The sequence below is a fragment of the Sphingobacteriaceae bacterium GW460-11-11-14-LB5 genome (assembly GCA_002151545.1).
Taxonomy (GTDB): domain Bacteria; phylum Bacteroidota; class Bacteroidia; order Sphingobacteriales; family Sphingobacteriaceae; genus Pedobacter.
Genome location: CP021237.1, coordinates 1,783,302 through 1,800,797 on the forward strand (window position 1 = coordinate 1,783,302; position 17,496 = coordinate 1,800,797).

A 17,496-nucleotide genomic window follows, 5' to 3' on the forward strand; every position below is an offset into this window, starting at 1 on the left:
ATGGTGCGCTATAGTGAAGGTTTTACCATTAAGGAATTAAAAACATTAAGGTTTGGAGCAAAGGGTTTCCCGCAGATTAAACATATAAGGGTTGTAGAATTTAGAATAGGTTAAAACGCCAAACGCCTTTCGCCAAATGCTTACCCCTGTCCAATTTGTATATAACAAAAACCATCGTAACCAGTTAAGAATAAGTTTTCTCTTTTTGGAAGGTAGATCATCATATTCCCTTAGCTACCTTAACTTCTTAATGGTGTGCGCTATAGTGAAGGTTTTTAACATTTAGGAATTAAGAACATTAAGGTTTGTAGCAAAGGGTTTCCTGCAGATTAAACAGATAAGGCCGCAGATTTTAGAATTGGTTAAAACGCCAAACGCCTCTCGCCAAACGCTTACCCGTGTAAAATTTGTATATCACGAAATTCATCGTAACCGATTAAAGAATAAGTTTTCTCTTTTTGGAAGGTAGCTCATCATATTCTCTTACTACCTTAACTTCTTAATGGTGTGCACTATAGTGAAGGTTTTACCATTAAGGAATTAAGAACATTAAGGTTTGGAGCAAAGGTTTCCCGCAGATTAAACAGATAAGGGCCGCAGATTTTAGAATAGGTTAAAACGCCAAACGCCTCTCGCCAAACGCTTACGCCTGTACAATTTGTATATAACATTGGTTAAAACCCCAAACGCCTACTCGTGTACAATCAACTTACAATCGACCATTATTTTTTGGTAATGTTGGATATCGATTTCTTTGTTGATTAATTGTATCAATAGTTTAATTGCATTTTCTCCTACCGATTCAGGATTTTCTTCAATAGAGGCAATAGGTGGTGAATCGAGATAACCGATGAAAGAAGTGTTCCCAAATCCTATACACTCAATTTCGTCAAATTTGGGGTGGTTTATCGACCTCAGGTATTTTATCGCATCGAATAGGATCGGTTCTTTAAAAGCCACCAGTGCAGTAGGCATATTATCTGGATTGGCAAATAAGTTCTTAATTGCTGAAATTGTATTTTCTTTATCAAAATCGGTATAAGCAACCAAATCTGATGAAAAAGGTACTTGATTGTCTTTTAAAGCATTGATGTAACCATTAAAACGATCGTGCGTAAAATTAATCATTTTTGGGCCGCCTAAATAAGCAATCTTTTGATGCCCCCTGTCTATTAAAAACTTTGTAGCCTGATAACAGCCCTGAAAGGTATTGCCCAGTACTTTATGGCAGTTTAAGTTAAAACTCGGGTTTCGGGTATAATATACCACCGGAATGCCCATGTTTTCGAACTGGTCTAAATGCCCAAAATCTTGTGTATGTTTTGAAATAGCTACAATTAAACCATCAACCCGGCTCCGCAACAACATATTAGCAGATTGGATCTCTTTCTCCAGTTCATCGTGAGATTGACTAATGATCACATTGTATCCGTTTTGCGTAGCAAACTGTTCCACACCATAAATACTTCTGGTGAAAAAGTGATCTAAAAGATTGGGTAAGATAATACCAATAATGTGCGATTTCTTTTCCTTTAAATTAATGGCTGATTTATTGGGCGTAAAATGCAAATCGCGAGCCATTTCCTGAACACGCTGTTTGGTGTATTCGTTTATGGTTGGGTAGTTGTTAAGGGCTTTTGATACTGTTGATACTGACATCTTTAACTTTTCAGCCAAGAATTTTAGTGTAACAGGGGTATTGTTCATCATCTTTTCCAATCTCAATGCATAGTTAAGAAAAAAAACGCAATTATTTCAAACGTTTGAAATGTAGTTTCAGTGGATTTTATTGCGTTTTGGCCTATTTTAAAACGTTTTAATCTTTTAAGCTTTTCTAAATTCGTTATCACTAAACACAAACTAACCAAATAAACATGATGAAATCATCCCGTACTTACTTCAGTTTTAAAAGGGCATTTACTGAAGGATCAAGTTTAGTTGTTAAAACTAACTACATTTTGTCGCAAAGATATTACGAATTAAAGACAAAATCATACAATTCCCAAGACGCTTAACCGCAAAATTCAAACATTTTCCTGATCGCTTCTCTTGCAGCTGCTGAGCGACATTTTAAATTAAATTAATTGGATCTGTACAGTTACAAATCTACTTAATATGGGCTAGCTACGCATTAAATTTCAACAAAATAAATTTAGTATTTATTATAATTATGGATAGACTTTACAATTTTAGAAGCATTTTACCATCTGTTGGGTTTGAGAAAATCCACTGGCTTAAGGTGCTCCATACTTTGGCTTTTATTTTACTCACTTCCTTTACTGCATTTGCGCAGGGAACGGTAACCGGTACGGTAAAAGATAACAAAGGAGTTACCTTGCCAGGTGTTAGTGTTAGGGTAAAGGGTACCACCGTAGGGGCGGTAACTGATAACGATGGTAAATTTTCGATTAAAGCGGCTGACAATGCGACTTTGACCTTTACTTATATTGGCTATATCAACAAAGAGGTTACTGTAAACAGCAAAAGCAGTATAACCATTGTATTGGAAGACAATTCTCAGGGTTTGGATGAAGTGGTTGTGATTGGTTACGGTGCGCAGAAAAAATCTACCTTAACCGGAGCCATTGCCCAAATCAGTTCTGAAGAGATCATGAAATCCCCAACGCCAAACCCCACCAATAGTTTAATTGGTCGTTTGCCAGGCTTATTGGCCGTACAAACGAGTGGCCAGCCAGGTGCAGACGGTGCTCAACTAAAGGTGAGAGGTGTGGCGACATATGGCGCCAATAATGCCGCTATTGTGGTGGTTGATGGGGTAGAACGTCCGAGTTTCTCAGATGTTGATGCAAATGAAATCGAAACCATTACCGTGTTAAAGGATGCTGCTTCAACCGCTATTTATGGTATCCGCGGGGCGAACGGTATCATTGTAATTACAACAAAACAGGGTAAAATTGGCGCGCCAAAGGTTACTTATACCGGAAATTATGCCTTACAAACTTATACAGGATTAGCGGTGGGGCTTCCTGCATTCGAGAATGCTTCTTTGTTGAATCAGGCTTATAAAAATGATAGTTATGGCTTATCAGTGCCGTTAACGCCGCCATTTTCTGATGCTGCGCTGCAAAAATTCAAAGATGGGTCTGATCCAATTGGTTATCCTGACGTACAATGGTTCGACTATTTAACCAAAAAGTATTATTCTCAAACGCAGCATAATATTAATATTAATGGCGGAACAAAAGTTGCCAAATACTTTGTATCAGCTGGTTATGCTTTTCAGGATGGTATTTTCAAAAAGTTCGATTCACCATATGGAATCAACACGGTGCCAAATTATAACCGTTACAATTTCCGGTCAAATGTAGATTTAACTTTAAATAAGGATTTTACTGTAGGTATTAAATTAGGCGGCCGTTTTGCCGACCGGTACCAGCCTGCCGGTTTAAGGTCTTCATCTGCTTTTTCATATGATACGATTGAGGGGATGATCTCCCGTATTTTACAGGTACCTGCTTATGCTTATCCGGTTACCTTACCCGACGGAAGAATAACCGCCAACCCGAATGTGGGTACAAACATCTGGAATCCTTATGCCGTTTTAACCCGTTTTGGAACACGTAATGATGATAACAACACGATCGAAAGCACATTCAATCTAAATTACAAACTCGGTTTCATCACCAAAGGCCTGGGTTTTAAAACAGTATTTGGCTACGACTCGTACTACAACAATATCGAAAGAAGAAACGCAAACTGGGCAGCCTATGTGTATAATCCCATTACTAAGGAGGTTACCTTATCAACCGATACCCGTAACCGCGATGAGCCTTTAGGTGCTGTACAAGACGGTGGTGTTACTGAAGGAAGTACAAACATGAACATACAGTCGGGTTTTGATTATAACCGCGATTTTGGTAAACACAGTATTGGCGCTTTATTGCTGGGAACAAGGCAGTTAATTAAATCAACAGGTAGTACCGCATTTACTGCGCCTCCAAGAGCATCACAGGGTATTGCCAGCCGCGTTACCTATAACTATGATGAGCGTTATTTTGCTGAATTTAATGCTTCATACAACGGATCAGAGAATTTTGCTCAAGGCTTACGTTATGGTTTCTTCCCGGCAGTATCAGCAGGATGGACATTAACGAACGAGTCATTCTGGAAAAAGAACGATATTTTAACTTATTTAAAAATTAGAGGTAGTTATGGTTTAGTGGGTAACGACCGCATTTCGGATAGCCGCTTCCTGTTTTTAACCAGCTATTCTACTTATACTACAACTACAGCTGGTGGCCAGGTAGCGCCATTTGGAAACCCGAACTCGATTACCAATTATCCAACTATTCTGATCAGGGATCCTCAGTTTTTCGGTGCTACGGGAAATGATTTAGGGAATGAGCTGGTTACCTGGGAAACGGGTACAAAACGTAATATTGGTTTTGAAGCCCGTATGTTAAAAGATAATTTAAAAGTCACTGTTGATTTATTTGATGAAACCAGAAGAGACATCCTTACACCATCCTTGAGTGGATCAGCGCTTTTTGGGCACACTTATCCAAACTTCAACCGGGGGATTGTGTACAATAAAGGTTACGAAGTTGAACTCGATTATCAGAAGCAGATCGGAGCAATAACGCTTGGATTAAATGCGCAGATCAGCTACGCTAAAAATAGAATCATAGAAAACGACGAACCAGATGGCTTGCCTTTTTCAGTAGCCAGAAAGGGAACAAGTGTTGGACAATTTTTTGGCTATAGAACGGATGGTTTCTTTCAGTCAGCAGCAGATATTGCCGCCTCACCAAAATTACAGGGTTATTCGCCAATTCCAGGAGATTTAAAATTTAAAGATTTAGATAGAGATGGTATCATCACCAGTTTAGATCAGGACAAAATCGGGTATACCAATACACCTGAATATGTGTATAGTTTTAGTCCCCGCATTTTATACAAAGGATTTTCACTTTCCGCCTTATTCCAGGGGGTTGCGCATGTAAGCTCAAATGTTATTTTGAACGAGCAGAATAATGGCCAGCAGATGTATCCGTTCATGCTCGATGCCTGGACACCCGAAAATGCAGCTAGCGCAACATGGCCGGCTTTACATGCCAGGGGAACAGCATCGCTCAATTACGCTTTAAACGATTTTACTTTGCAGAATTCGGCTTATTTAAAAATCAGGAATATAGAATTTGCGTGGAATTTACCAAAGGAATGGGCTACCGCTTTAAAACTAAGCAATGTAAGGCTTTTCTTACAAGGGCAGAATCTATATACCTGGACGAAGTACAGGTTTTACGTAGATCCTGAAAATGTGAACACCATCAATACGGCTTTTCCTTTACAAGCGCTTTATCCAACATCTAAGGTTTACAATTTTGGTTTAAACGTTCAATTCTAAAGAAAATGAAAAATTATAAAATATTTACGGCAGTTCTTTTATTTACACTCTTCTCCATTTCTTGTAAAAAAGACTATTTAGAGCGTACACCGGGTGTTGCCATCAGTGAGGATGATATTTTTGCCGATCCGGCATTGGCTGCAAGATTTGCTGATAACGCCTATAATTATCTGATTACCAAATATGTTCGTTTTAACGATCACCGTGGTTGTACAGCACAAGCTTCCGATGAGGCCGTTTCTGGTAACTCAGAGGGCTCGGTAACCTCTTTAAACAGAGGTTTATATCACGATCATTCAAACGGACCATCTTTAAATGATATTTACGGCGTTTGGAAATTGATGTACGCGGGTATTGCTGTCCAGAATAAAATGCTGGCGAGGATAGGTGAGGTGCCACTTCCACCAAATGCTTCAGTTCCGGTTTTTGATGCTAAACGTGTAGAAGGTGAAATGCGTTTCTTACGCGCCTTATCTTATTTCGAACTAACTAAAAGATTTGGTGGTGTACCCATTGTAGATAAAGTTTATGGGGTTTATGATGATATCAATTTGCCGCGTAGCACCTTCGCTCAGGTAACCGCTTTTATTCTTAAAGATTTAGAGGTAGCCATTACTAAATTAGGTACCGACACCGAATATGGACCTTCCAATTATGGTCGCCCAACGATTGGCGCCGCATTGGCTTTAAAGGCAAGGGTTTTATTATATGCCGCTAGTCCGCTAAACAATCCCGGTAACGACAAAAGCAAATGGCAGGCTGCTGCCGATGCGGCTGCTGAAGTAATGAAAGGCGCAAACGGATTGGCCAGGCAAACTTATGCATTGCAGGCTACTTATGGAGATCTGTTAAATCTTCCCAATTCAACAGAATACATCATGATCAGGATAAAAGGCCCAACGCCTCTGGCTGGTGAAATGATGCAGGATTTTTCGATGTCGCCAGCTTCTGGCGGTGCACAAGGCCAAATGAATCCTACACAAAACCACGTAGATATGTATGAAATGGCCAATGGTAAATCCATTACCGATCCAACATCTGGTTACGATCCGCAAAAGCCTTATTTAAACCGTGAGCCACGCTTTTACAATAACATTATCTATAACGACTTGGCCTGGCAAGGTCGAAAAATCGAAATGTGGACCACCAAGGATGCCGACAACAATACCATATTCGGTAGGGATTACAGTACCACCATTACCTATACGGCCACACGTTACTATTGCAAAAAATACTGGCCTGAGGTTTATAGGACTGTGGGTGGAAGTACCACCTTATTAAACTACATCTATTTCCGTTATGCAGAAATGATGTTAAACTATGCTGAGGCACAGAATGAAGCAAACTATACGGTTAATGATGCTTCGGTTTACAATGTACTGGTTGATATCCGCAAACGCGCCGGTATTGCTAAGGGGACAGGTACTTATGGCTATGGCCTTAAGGATAACATGACGCAAGATGAAATGCGCACCGTAATCAGGCACGAACGCGCCATCGAACTGGCCTTTGAAGATCACCGCTGGTACGATATTATGCGTTGGAAAATTGGTGCACAAACCATTGCCGTTCCAATGAAGGGTATGGATGTAGTTAAAAACAGCAATGGAACTTTTACCTATACGCCAATTGTGTTAGGCCCAACCTTCCAAAAAACCTGGACAGAGGCACAAAATCTTTATCCAATTCCCAGAGCAGAAGTTTATAAAAGTAAAGGGGTATTGACCCAAAATCCGGGTTGGGAATAGTAGGTTAATTAATATAACGCTAAAAAGATTTTTCAATATGAAATTTATACAATCAAAATATATCATTTGTCTCTTATTCATGATGGCGGGAATGCTGAATGTTTACGGGCAAAAACCTGATGAGAAATTAACCGTAACCGGAAAGGTTGTAGATCAGGATAAAAAACCGCTGCCTGGCGTAACCATTTCCATTCAGGAAGATAAAAGCAATAAAGCGGTTTCTACCGGAACAGACGGTAGCTTTTCTATGGAGGTAAGCAGCAGCGATGTGCTGGTATTTAAATATCTTGGATTTGGTACCATTTTAAAACCGGCAGGCGAAGTGAACAAGGGAGATGTAATCTTAACCAGGTCTTTAATTGATGCCGGTGATGATGACAATGTATATATCCCTTTTGGGGTAAGAAAGAGAAGAGCGGTTACGGCAACCATTAGTACCATTCGTGCGGAAGACCTTCCTCAGATCCCTTCATCTTCATTAACCAATGTTTTTACGGGCAGATTAGCGGGGCTGGCCGTGTATCCGAGTGGCTCGCAGCAGCCGGGCTACGATGCCTCCAGTTTTCTGGTAAGGGGACGCTCATCTTACAATAGTAACCAGGAACCTTTGGTTTTGGTTGATGGTATTGAAAGAGATTTTACTTCAATGGACTTAAGTGAAATTGAAAGTGTAAGTGTATTAAAAGATGCAGCAACTTTGGCCTGGTATGGTATGTATGGCGGTAATGGCGTAATTTATGTAAAAACCCGTCGCGGTAGTGCCACTTCAACAAAAGTAAGTTTCGACGCACAGGCCGGGCTTCAGGCTCCGCTGCAGATCACCGCTCCTTTAGATGCCTACTCATATGCTACACTCTATAACGAGGCATCCATCAACAGTGGAGGTGCCAGTGTTTATGGTCCCGCGGCGTTACAGGCCTATCAGGATGGCTCAGATCCTATAAAATACCCGAATAATAATTTTGTAAGGGATTTTACCAAAAGAGTAGCGCCAACACAACGTTATGTAGCTTCGGTAACAGGTGGTAATGCTTTTATCAAATACTACACAGTTTTAAGTGCTTACCAGCAAGGTGGTTTTTACAAAGGTGGCAATAACGAAACTTATGACGCCAATACCGATTTTAACCGTTATAACCTGCGCACCAATTTAGATCTGCATGTGAACAAAAACTTAGATGTTGCATTGGATATTGGTGGCAGGATCACCAATCTTACTTTCCCGAATGCAGGGACCGGTGCTTTTTTAACTACAGTATATTCCACACCGGCAAATGCCTTTCCGATTTTAAATCCTAACGGATCTTATGGCGGTACATCAGTTTATCAGCAAAGTAACCCATTGGCGATGATGCAGGCCAGGGGAGCCAGTACCGATTTAATGCGGAATATGATTGCAACCATTAGTGCCCGTCAGAAAATGGATGGTATTTTAAAAGGATTATCGGCCGAAGTGTTTTATGCTTATGATATTGCGGGTTTATACCGCTCTGGCTTTGCCGAAACCTATGCAACAGCCGTACTTAATGCCGATGGCTCTTATTCGCCATTTGGCACGGCCAGTAAAGTGAATTATCAGGGCAATGTGTTCTCTGGCAACGTGAAAAAGAGTGAGTTTTGGGCTGGTTTAGATTACAATAGAACATTTGGTAAACATGATATTAAATTTTCTACCAGGGTTTCGAGAGCAAATTTATCTTCTTTCGGGAATTTAGATGTACGCAGAGAAGGCTGGTCTAACCGTTTATCATACAATTTTATCCAGCGTTATTTTGTAGACGTAACAGCCAATTATTCTGGCTCTGAAAATTTTGCGCCTGGTAAAAGATATGGTTTTTTCCCGGCAGCATCTGCCGGATGGATCATTTCTGATGAGAATTTTATGAAAGGATCTGCTGGTTTTCTTGATCTGCTAAAAATCAGGGGATCTTATGGCCTGGTAGGTAATGATGCCATTGGTTCGGCCAGAAGGTTTGCCTTCAACGATTTCTTTAGCAGAAGTACCACGGGTTATAACTTCGGGACCGCTTTTGCAGGTGTTGGCGGTACCGGTCAACTGGCATTGGCCAATCCTGATTTAACCTGGGAAAAAGCATATAAAACCAGTGTTGGTTTTGATGCCAAAATGTTTAAACAATCATTAGCCATCAGTGCTGATTATTTTTATGAAAACAGAAAAGACTTAACTACTGCTTCTTTATTGCCAAGCTTGCTCGGGCAAGGGTTGATTTATGTGAATGAGGGCGAAGCGGAGTACAAAGGCTTTGAAACCAGTATTAATTACAATAAAAAAATAGGCGCCGTTGATTTAAACGTTTTTGGGAACTTTACCTATAACGTAAGTAAAATCCTGGCCATTAATGAGGCAGCTGGCTTACCGGCTTATCAAAAAGCATTGGGGCACCCCATTTCGAGTGTAATTTCGCCTGCAGCAACCGCAACTACTTCTGCCGGATATATCTCTACCATGCTAATATCTGACGGTATTTTCCAGTCGCAGGCGCAGATTGATGCTTCACCAAAACAAATTCTGTCAAGAGAGGTAAAACCGGGCGATATTAAATATGTTGATCAAAACGGAGATGGAATCATTAACGATCTGGACAGAATAAGGACCGATTTCAACTTTGTGCCTAAAGCTTTCTTCGGTTTTGGTGCTTCGGTTTCTGTTAAAAACTTCGATATCAATTTCCTATTTCAAGGTACCAGTGGCAGGTCAATTACCATTCAAAATCTGGTTAATTCGGGTAATGCCAACAATGGTTACCTCAGTCAGTTCAGCGTAGACCGGTGGACACCACAGAATCCGGGTGCTGCTTACCCACGACTATTATTAACCGATAGGGGGAACAATACCGCCAACTCTGATTTTTGGATCCGTTCTGGCGATTACATCAGGCTGAAAAACGTAGAACTTGGTTATTCTCTGCCATCATCATTTACCAGAAAGTTAAGAATCTCACAGCTTCGTTTTTATGTGGGCGGCTTAAACCTGTTAACCTTTGATAAACTTGGCGATTTACCCATCGATCCGGAGTTGCCAGAATCGGGATACAATGCCTCATATCCTTACATGAAAATTTATTCATTAGGGATGAACTTGAAATTTTAAAAGATAAGACAATGAAACCATCATGATTTTACAAACTTATAATAAGATACATTAAAATCATGATCGCTTCATCACCATTGAAATAAATAAAAAAAGATGAAAAAAAATATATTTTATCTAATCCTTGCCTTTGTAGCGTTAGCGCTAGCTGGATGTAAAAAATCTGACTTTCTTCAAGATGGTTCTTTTAGTGGAGGTAACGATATTACGGAAGCGCAGTTATGGGCCAACCCTGATTATGCCAGAAATTTTCTGAACAATGTATATGCTGTGCTTTCCGATCGCTATAACCTCGGTGATGGCGCCTTACTGGCCTCAGGAAGCGACGAAGCGGTAAATTCCAATCAGAATTCATCAATTTCTACACTTAACAATGGTACCTGGAGCCCGGTTAGAACCTTTGATGATGTTTATGCCGATATGTATGTAGGCATCAGAAAAGCAAACATGTTCCTTGAAAAAGTGGATGGCAGTGCAATTGTTCCAATTGATGAAGTATTGCCGGCAAACGTAGCCGAAAACCAGACTTATGCAGCGCAAATAGAGCGTTTAAAAGGACAGGCTTATTTTTTAAGGGCATTTTTTCAATTCGAACTGCTTAAACGTTATGGCAGTTTTCCAATAGTAACCAAAACACTAACCATCAACGATAATCTGGACTTACCCAGAAATACTTTCGATCAATGTGTGGCGCAGATTTCGGCAGACTGTGATGCTGCGATAGCCAGATTGCCAATTTCGCCGGCAGATTGGAACAATGTAAATCGTGGAAGAGCTGCACAAACCTCAGCGATGGCGCTAAAGGCCAGGATGTTGTTATATGCGGCCAGTCCTCAATATAACCCAACAGGCGATGCTGCCAAATGGCAAGCTGCTGCAGACGCAGCAAAACGTCTAATAGATACGGGCAAACATGGCATTTTTGCTGCATATCAAAATATATGGTTGTGGAATGCAACTAACGCAGCCTATAATAATGAAGTTATTTTTGCCACGCAAACACTCAATACGAACACCATCGAATCAAGCAATGCACCGGTTAGTTATGATGGCGCAACAGGCCGTACTAACCCGACACAGGAAATGGTTGATGCTTTTGAAATGAAAACGACTGGCAAAGCAATTACCGATGCAAACTCGGGTTATGTGGCCACCAATCCTTATGCAAACCGCGATCCCAGGCTGGCTTTTGCTATAATGTTTAATACAGCTTCAGTTCAACCGGTTGTAACGGCCAATAATTTTAAAGGTAAACCAGTTGAAACTTTTGTTGGAGGTAAAGATGGGTTAAACTTAAACGTTAATGCGACCAAAACAGGTTACTACATGCGTAAGTATCTGAGTGAAAATGCCGTTTGGACGGGTACCGCAACTAACGTTCGCCGTCCTTGGATATTTTTCAGGTATGCAGAGGTACTGTTAAATTATGCTGAAGCACTTAACGAGGCACAGGGACCAGCTGCTTTAACCGAAATCCTAAAATCGGTAAATGCCGTTCGCCAACGAAAAAATACAGCTACACCGGCACAAAGTGTTGATATGCCAGCTTTACAAACCACTAATCCATCAGCTGCGGGTTATGTAGCCCCAACCAAAGAAGAATTACGCAAGCGGATCCACAATGAGCGACGGGTAGAACTTTGCTTCGAAGAACAACGTTTTTACGATGTACGCCGATGGAAAGAAGGGGAGATCACGTTTAACAAGCCTGTTACAGGCATGAGAATCGTTCAGCTTACACCAACAACGTTTAGCTATACACCATTTACGGTAGAAAACAGGGTGTTCACAGCTAAAAACTATTTATATCCAATTGCTCAAAACGAATTAAATAAAGCCCCTGGCTTGGGGCAAAACCCTGGTTATTAACGAAAAACTGAATTTTGCTCAAATTTAGGCGGGCGGTGGAAACACCGTCCGTTAATTAATTGTTAGTTTTGAAACGATCAATTAATTAATATTAAAACTTAAGTTATGCTAAAAACAACCTATAGCGTATTTTTAATCTGCTTTTCGCTTCTTTCATCAATCAGTTACGGTCAGGTTACCGCTATACAGAACATTCAGGCCCGGAAAATCCAGAGCCTTAATGGTAAATGGAATTATATTGTCGATCCTTACGAAAACGGTTATTACGATTACCGCCATGAACCATTCGATCAGTCGAAAACCGGAACCGGAGGTTATTTTGACGATAAAGTGCAGAAAGATAAGTCGGAACTGATCGAATATGATTTCGATCATTCGCCTCAAATGAATGTTCCAGGCGACTGGAACTCTCAATCAGAAAAATTAGAACTTTACGAAGGCAATGTTTGGCTGCGCAAAAAGTTTGATGCAAAACCCGAAAAAGGAAAAAAGTACTTCGTATACTTCGGTGCAGTAAACTATGAGGCCCATGTTTACCTCAACGGTAAAAAACTGGGTGTACACAAAGGCGGTTTTACGCCTTTCCAGTTCGATGTAACCAGCAATTTAAAAGTTGGCGAAAACTCCATTGTGCTTAAAGTTGATAATATCCGTAAACAGGATGAAATTCCTACCGTAAATACCGATTGGTGGAATTATGGCGGGATTACCCGTGATGTTTTTTTAGCCGAATTTCCTGAACATTTTATCAGCGATTATAAACTTCAGCTCGTTAAAGGAAATAATAACCTGTTAAATTTTTCGGTAAAACTTGCTGATGCAACTGCCGGACAGGAAATTACACTTTCTATTCCTGAACTAAAGCTGGAAAAGAAGTATAAAACAGATGGTGAAGGTAAAATTGCAGATGAATTTACCTGGAACAATTTAAGTTTATGGTCGCCGGAAACGCCAAAATTATATGCCGTAAACATTAAAACCGATAAAGAAAATATTAACGATAAAATCGGTTTCAGGACCATCCAGGTTGAAGGTGATAGCATTCTGTTGAACGGTAAATCTGTTTTTTTAAGGGGAATATCGCTACATGATGAAAACCCGCTTTTAGCTGGTCGTTTACGCTCGGAAGGCGATATGCGCATGATGTTGCAATGGGCAAAAGATATGAACTGTAACTACGTTCGCCTGGCGCATTACCCCCATAATGAAGAAATGATTCGCCTTGCTGACGAAATGGGACTATTGGTTTGGGCTGAAGTTCCGGTTTATTGGACCATTAGCTGGACCAACCCGGCAACTTATGCCAATGCAAAAAAACAATTGACTGATTTAATCGTACGCGATAAAAACAGGGCAAGTGTGATCGTTTGGTCAATTGGTAATGAAACCCCGCTTAGTGATGCCCGTTTAAGTTTTATGAGTAATCTGGCAGAAACTGCCCGCTCTTTAGATGATACCCGTTTGGTGGCTGCGGCCCTGGAGGTACACCGTGAAGGAAATAACATCATTTTAAACGATCCCCTGGGCGAAAAAATCGACCTGGTAAGTTTTAATGAGTACGCTGGCTGGTACTGGGGAGGTAATCCATCCGAAATTACCAAATACAATTTTGATATCAAATACAAAAAACCGGTGGTGATTACGGAGTTTGGTGGCGATGCGCTGGGCGGTTTCCATGCGGATGAAAATACCCGTTGGAGCGAAGAATACCAGGAAGCATTGTACAAAAACCAGATCGCCATGTTAAGCAAAATTGGTGCTTTACGCGGAATGACACCGTGGATTTTAACTGATTTCAGATCGCCAAGAAGACAACATCCTATTTATCAGAATTTCTGGAACCGTAAAGGTCTGATCAGCGAAACAGGCAAGAAAAAGAAAGCCTTCTTTGTGCTGAAAGATTTTTACGACCAGATGCAGGTCAAATACAAATAAAACATGAACAGATTACAGAAAATTAGTTTCGCTTCGAAAATCATGCTTTCGATGTCGCTGTTAACCCTCTCTTGTGCCAAATACAAGAGCACCAGCATTGATCCAGGGACTTTAATACAGCCACATCAAACAGAAGAAATCAGCTTACAAAAAAATATGCCTTTCCCAATGGGGGCCGCTGTTAATGTAAGTCTTTTAAAAAGCAATACTAACTACCGTAATCTGGTCATTAAAGAATTTAATAGTGTTACGGCAGAAAACGCCATGAAATTTGCATCCCTACATCCCTCAAAAGATACCTACAACTGGAGCGATGCAGATTATCTGATCGATTTTGCCGTAGCCAATGGAAAAAGGGTACATGGCCATACCTTAAACTGGTACAAATCACTTCCAGATTGGGTGAATAACTTTCAGGGCACTACCGCCGAGTGGGAAAACCTGTTAAAGACACATATCCAGACTGTTGTGGGCCACTTTAAGGGAAAAGTAGTTTCATGGGATGTGGTAAACGAAGCCGTTAATGAAGACGGTACCATGCGCAACAGCATCTGGGTACAGAAATTAGGGGTCGATTATATTGGCAGGGCATTTCAATATGCACATGAAGCCGATCCAAACGCTTTACTTTTTTACAATGATTATGGTCATGAATTTGGCCCTACAAAACGTACAGCAATATTAAACCTCGTTATAGGCTTAAAAAACAAGGGAATTCCGATTGATGGAGTTGGCATCCAGATGCATACCCGCGTTACGCAGACTGATGCAAATTTAACAGCCGCCATTACCACTGCGGCAGCAACAGGTCTAAAAATCCATATTTCTGAAATAGATATAGCCCTTAATCCCGATAATGTGCAGTCGATGACATACAGCACGACTTTGGGCGAGCAACAGGCAGCAAAATATAAAACCATTGTGCAGGCGTATAATGCCATTCCGAAAAGCCAGCAATTCGGGATCACGCAGTGGAACGTTACCGATGCCGATAGTTGGATACCATCCAATTATAGCCGCCCCGACTGGCCTTTGCCTTTCGATGCACAATATCAGCGAAAAGCAGCTTATCAGGGAATTTTAGACGGAGTTAAATAGCCATATATTAATGAGAAAATATTTACCATTAGCCTTAATCTTAGGGGTATCCCTTTCCGCAGTTGCGCAGGATAAAAAGATCGAAAAGAGAATTGATTCAGTTTTAAAACTGATGACGCTGGATGAGAAAATCGGCCAGTTAAATCAATATACTGGCGATCGGGATGCAACAGGACCGATTACGAATAATCCAAATAAGTTAAAAGATATCCGCGACGGCAAATTAGGTTCCATGCTCAATGTGCGTGGTGCCAAAGAAACCCGCGAAGTACAGGAAGTGGCCATGCAATCGAGAATGAAAATTCCCTTGATTTTCGGTTTGGATGTCATTCATGGGTATCGGGTTACCTTTCCCATTCCACTGGCCGAGGCCGCAAGCTGGGATTTGGCAGAAATGGAAAATGCCGCAAGGGTGGCTGCACGGGAAACGGCAGCCTCTGGCGTACACTGGACATTCGCACCCATGGTTGATATTGCCCGCGATCCACGTTGGGGAAGGGTAATGGAAGGGGCAGGAGAAGATACTTATTTGGGGTCTAAAATTGCCTTTGCCCGTGTAAAAGGTTTTCAGGGCAAAGGTTTAGGTAACCTCGACGCGATTATGGCCTGTGCAAAACACTTTGCTGCTTATGGTGCGGCCATTGCCGGTAGAGATTACAATGCGGTTGATATGAGCGAACATACTTTATGGGAAACCTATTTGCCGCCATTTAAAGCTGCGGTTGATGCTGGTGCTGCTACTTTTATGAACTCTTTTAATACCCTGAACGGCATTCCAGCTACAGGAAACGCTTACTTGCAACGTGATATTTTAAAAGGACAATGGAAATACCAGGGTTTTGTGGTAAGCGACTGGGGATCAATTGGAGAGATGATTGCCCATGGTTATGCTAAAGATAAAGAACAAGCCGCAGAACTGGCCCTAAAAGCGGGTAGCGATATGGATATGGAAAGCAGAAGTTATCTGCCAAGTCTGGCCAAACTGCTTGCCGATAAAAAAGTGCCTGTTGCTTTGATTGATGATGCCGTAAGAAGGATTTTACGCAAGAAATTCGAATTGGGTCTGTTTGATGATCCATACCGCTTTAGCAACGAAAGCCGTCAGGAAAAAGAGCTGAATTCTGCTGAAAACAGAAAAGCTTCCTTAAAAATGGCCGAGAAAAGTATCGTGCTCTTGAAAAATGAAAACCAGGTTTTACCCTTATCTAAGCATTTAAAAAAGATTGCTGTGATTGGTCCTTTGGGTAAATCTGAAAAAGATATGCAAGGATTCTGGTCTATTGCCTGGGAGAAAGATAACCTGGTTTCCTTATACCAGGGATTAAAAAATAAGGTCGGCAATCAAACCGAATTATTATATGCCAAAGGCTGTGAGGTAGCTGATTCTTCAAAAGCTGGCTTTGCCGAAGCTGTAGCAGTGGCTAAACAAGCTGATGTGGTGATTATGGCCGTTGGCGAAACTTTAGATATGAGCGGTGAGGCAAAAAGTAAAGCCAATATCCATATGCCTGGTGTGCAGGAAGATTTAATTAAAGCGATCCAGGCTACAGGCAAACCTGTGGTGGTTTTGATCATGGCTGGTCGACCGTTAATATTCAACTGGACAGCCGATCACGTTCCGGCTATTATGAACACCTGGTGGTTAGGTAGCGAAGCAGGTAATGCCATGGCCAATGTGCTTTATGGCGATTACAACCCGGCGGGCAAATTGCCGATGACTTTCCCACGCGATGAAGGACAGATCCCTTTGTATTATAACTACCTGAGCACGGGTCGTCCGGCTAAAAATGATAAGGATACCCGTTACCGTTCTGCGTATTTAGACATGCCCAACAGCCCGAAATTTGCTTTTGGATACGGTTTGAGTTATACCACTTTCGATTATACCGATTTAACACTGAGCAAAACACAAATCAAACAGGACGAAAAAATTACGGTAAGTTTTACTTTAAAAAATACTGGTAAATATGCCGGAGAGGAGGTCGTTCAACTTTATCTGCAGGATAAATTTGCTTCCGTAGTACGTCCGGTTAAAGAATTGAAAGATTTTCAGAAAGTAATGTTAACAGCAGGAGAGCGCAAAACCATCACTTTCACTATCGATAAAGAGAAACTTTCTTTTTATAACCAACAACTAAAATGGGCTGCCGAAGCCGGCGATTTTAAATTAATGATCGGAACCGCTTCGAATAATATTAAACTGGAAAAGGATTTTACACTATTAAACTAGATTGGCCACCGAGACACAGAAACACGGAAGGTTTGTGTTAACCTGCTTTGTGAACCTAGTGCCTTAGCGGTTAAAAAAAAATATACAGTTCGTGGCGACACGAATGACAGGGGGAAGGAGTTGAAAACAAAGTTTT

General features: G+C 41.1%; 8 protein-coding genes. 7 read left to right on the forward strand and 1 reads right to left on the reverse strand.

All coding sequences use genetic code 11. The annotated features are described in order from the left end of the window. Nucleotides 1-690 precede the first annotated feature (690 nt). The gene (locus tag CA265_07145; GenBank protein ID ARS39438.1) at nt 691-1,710 is read right to left on the reverse strand and encodes a hypothetical protein; all 1,020 of its coding nucleotides are present in this window, start codon (nt 1,708-1,710) and stop codon (nt 691-693) included. A gap of 460 nt (nt 1,711-2,170) precedes the next feature. Between CA265_07145 and CA265_07150 the strand changes: the two genes are divergently transcribed. The 7 genes from CA265_07150 to CA265_07180 all read left to right on the forward strand — a co-directional run bounded on the left by CA265_07150 (nt 2,171) and on the right by CA265_07180 (nt 17,360). Then, nucleotides 2,171-5,368 carry a hypothetical protein gene (locus tag CA265_07150; GenBank protein ARS39439.1) on the forward strand — a complete coding sequence of 1,066 codons (3,198 nt, stop codon included), beginning with the start codon at nt 2,171-2,173 and terminating at the stop codon, nt 5,366-5,368. Between the two features lie 5 nt (nt 5,369-5,373). Next, nucleotides 5,374-7,116 (forward strand): hypothetical protein, encoded by a 1,743-nt coding sequence (locus CA265_07155; protein ID ARS39440.1) that lies wholly within the window; start codon nt 5,374-5,376, stop codon nt 7,114-7,116. A gap of 37 nt (nt 7,117-7,153) precedes the next feature. Next, on the forward strand, nt 7,154-10,228 hold the full coding sequence (locus tag CA265_07160; GenBank protein ARS39441.1) for a hypothetical protein: 3,075 nt from the start codon (nt 7,154-7,156) through the stop codon (nt 10,226-10,228). Nucleotides 10,229-10,324: 96 nt separating this feature from the next. Next, entirely contained in the window at nt 10,325-12,097 is a 1,773-nt protein-coding gene (locus CA265_07165) for a hypothetical protein (GenBank protein ID ARS39442.1), read from the forward strand. A gap of 105 nt (nt 12,098-12,202) precedes the next feature. Then, nucleotides 12,203-14,032, forward strand: coding sequence for a beta-glucuronidase (locus CA265_07170; protein ARS39443.1), 1,830 nt, complete (start codon nt 12,203-12,205; stop codon nt 14,030-14,032). A gap of 3 nt (nt 14,033-14,035) precedes the next feature. Continuing rightward, nucleotides 14,036-15,130 (forward strand): endo-1,4-beta-xylanase, encoded by a 1,095-nt coding sequence (locus CA265_07175; protein ID ARS39444.1) that lies wholly within the window; start codon nt 14,036-14,038, stop codon nt 15,128-15,130. 10 nt (nt 15,131-15,140) lie between these two features. Next, nucleotides 15,141-17,360 (forward strand): glycosyl hydrolase, encoded by a 2,220-nt coding sequence (locus CA265_07180; protein ARS39445.1) that lies wholly within the window; start codon nt 15,141-15,143, stop codon nt 17,358-17,360. Nucleotides 17,361-17,496: the final 136 nt, after the last annotated feature.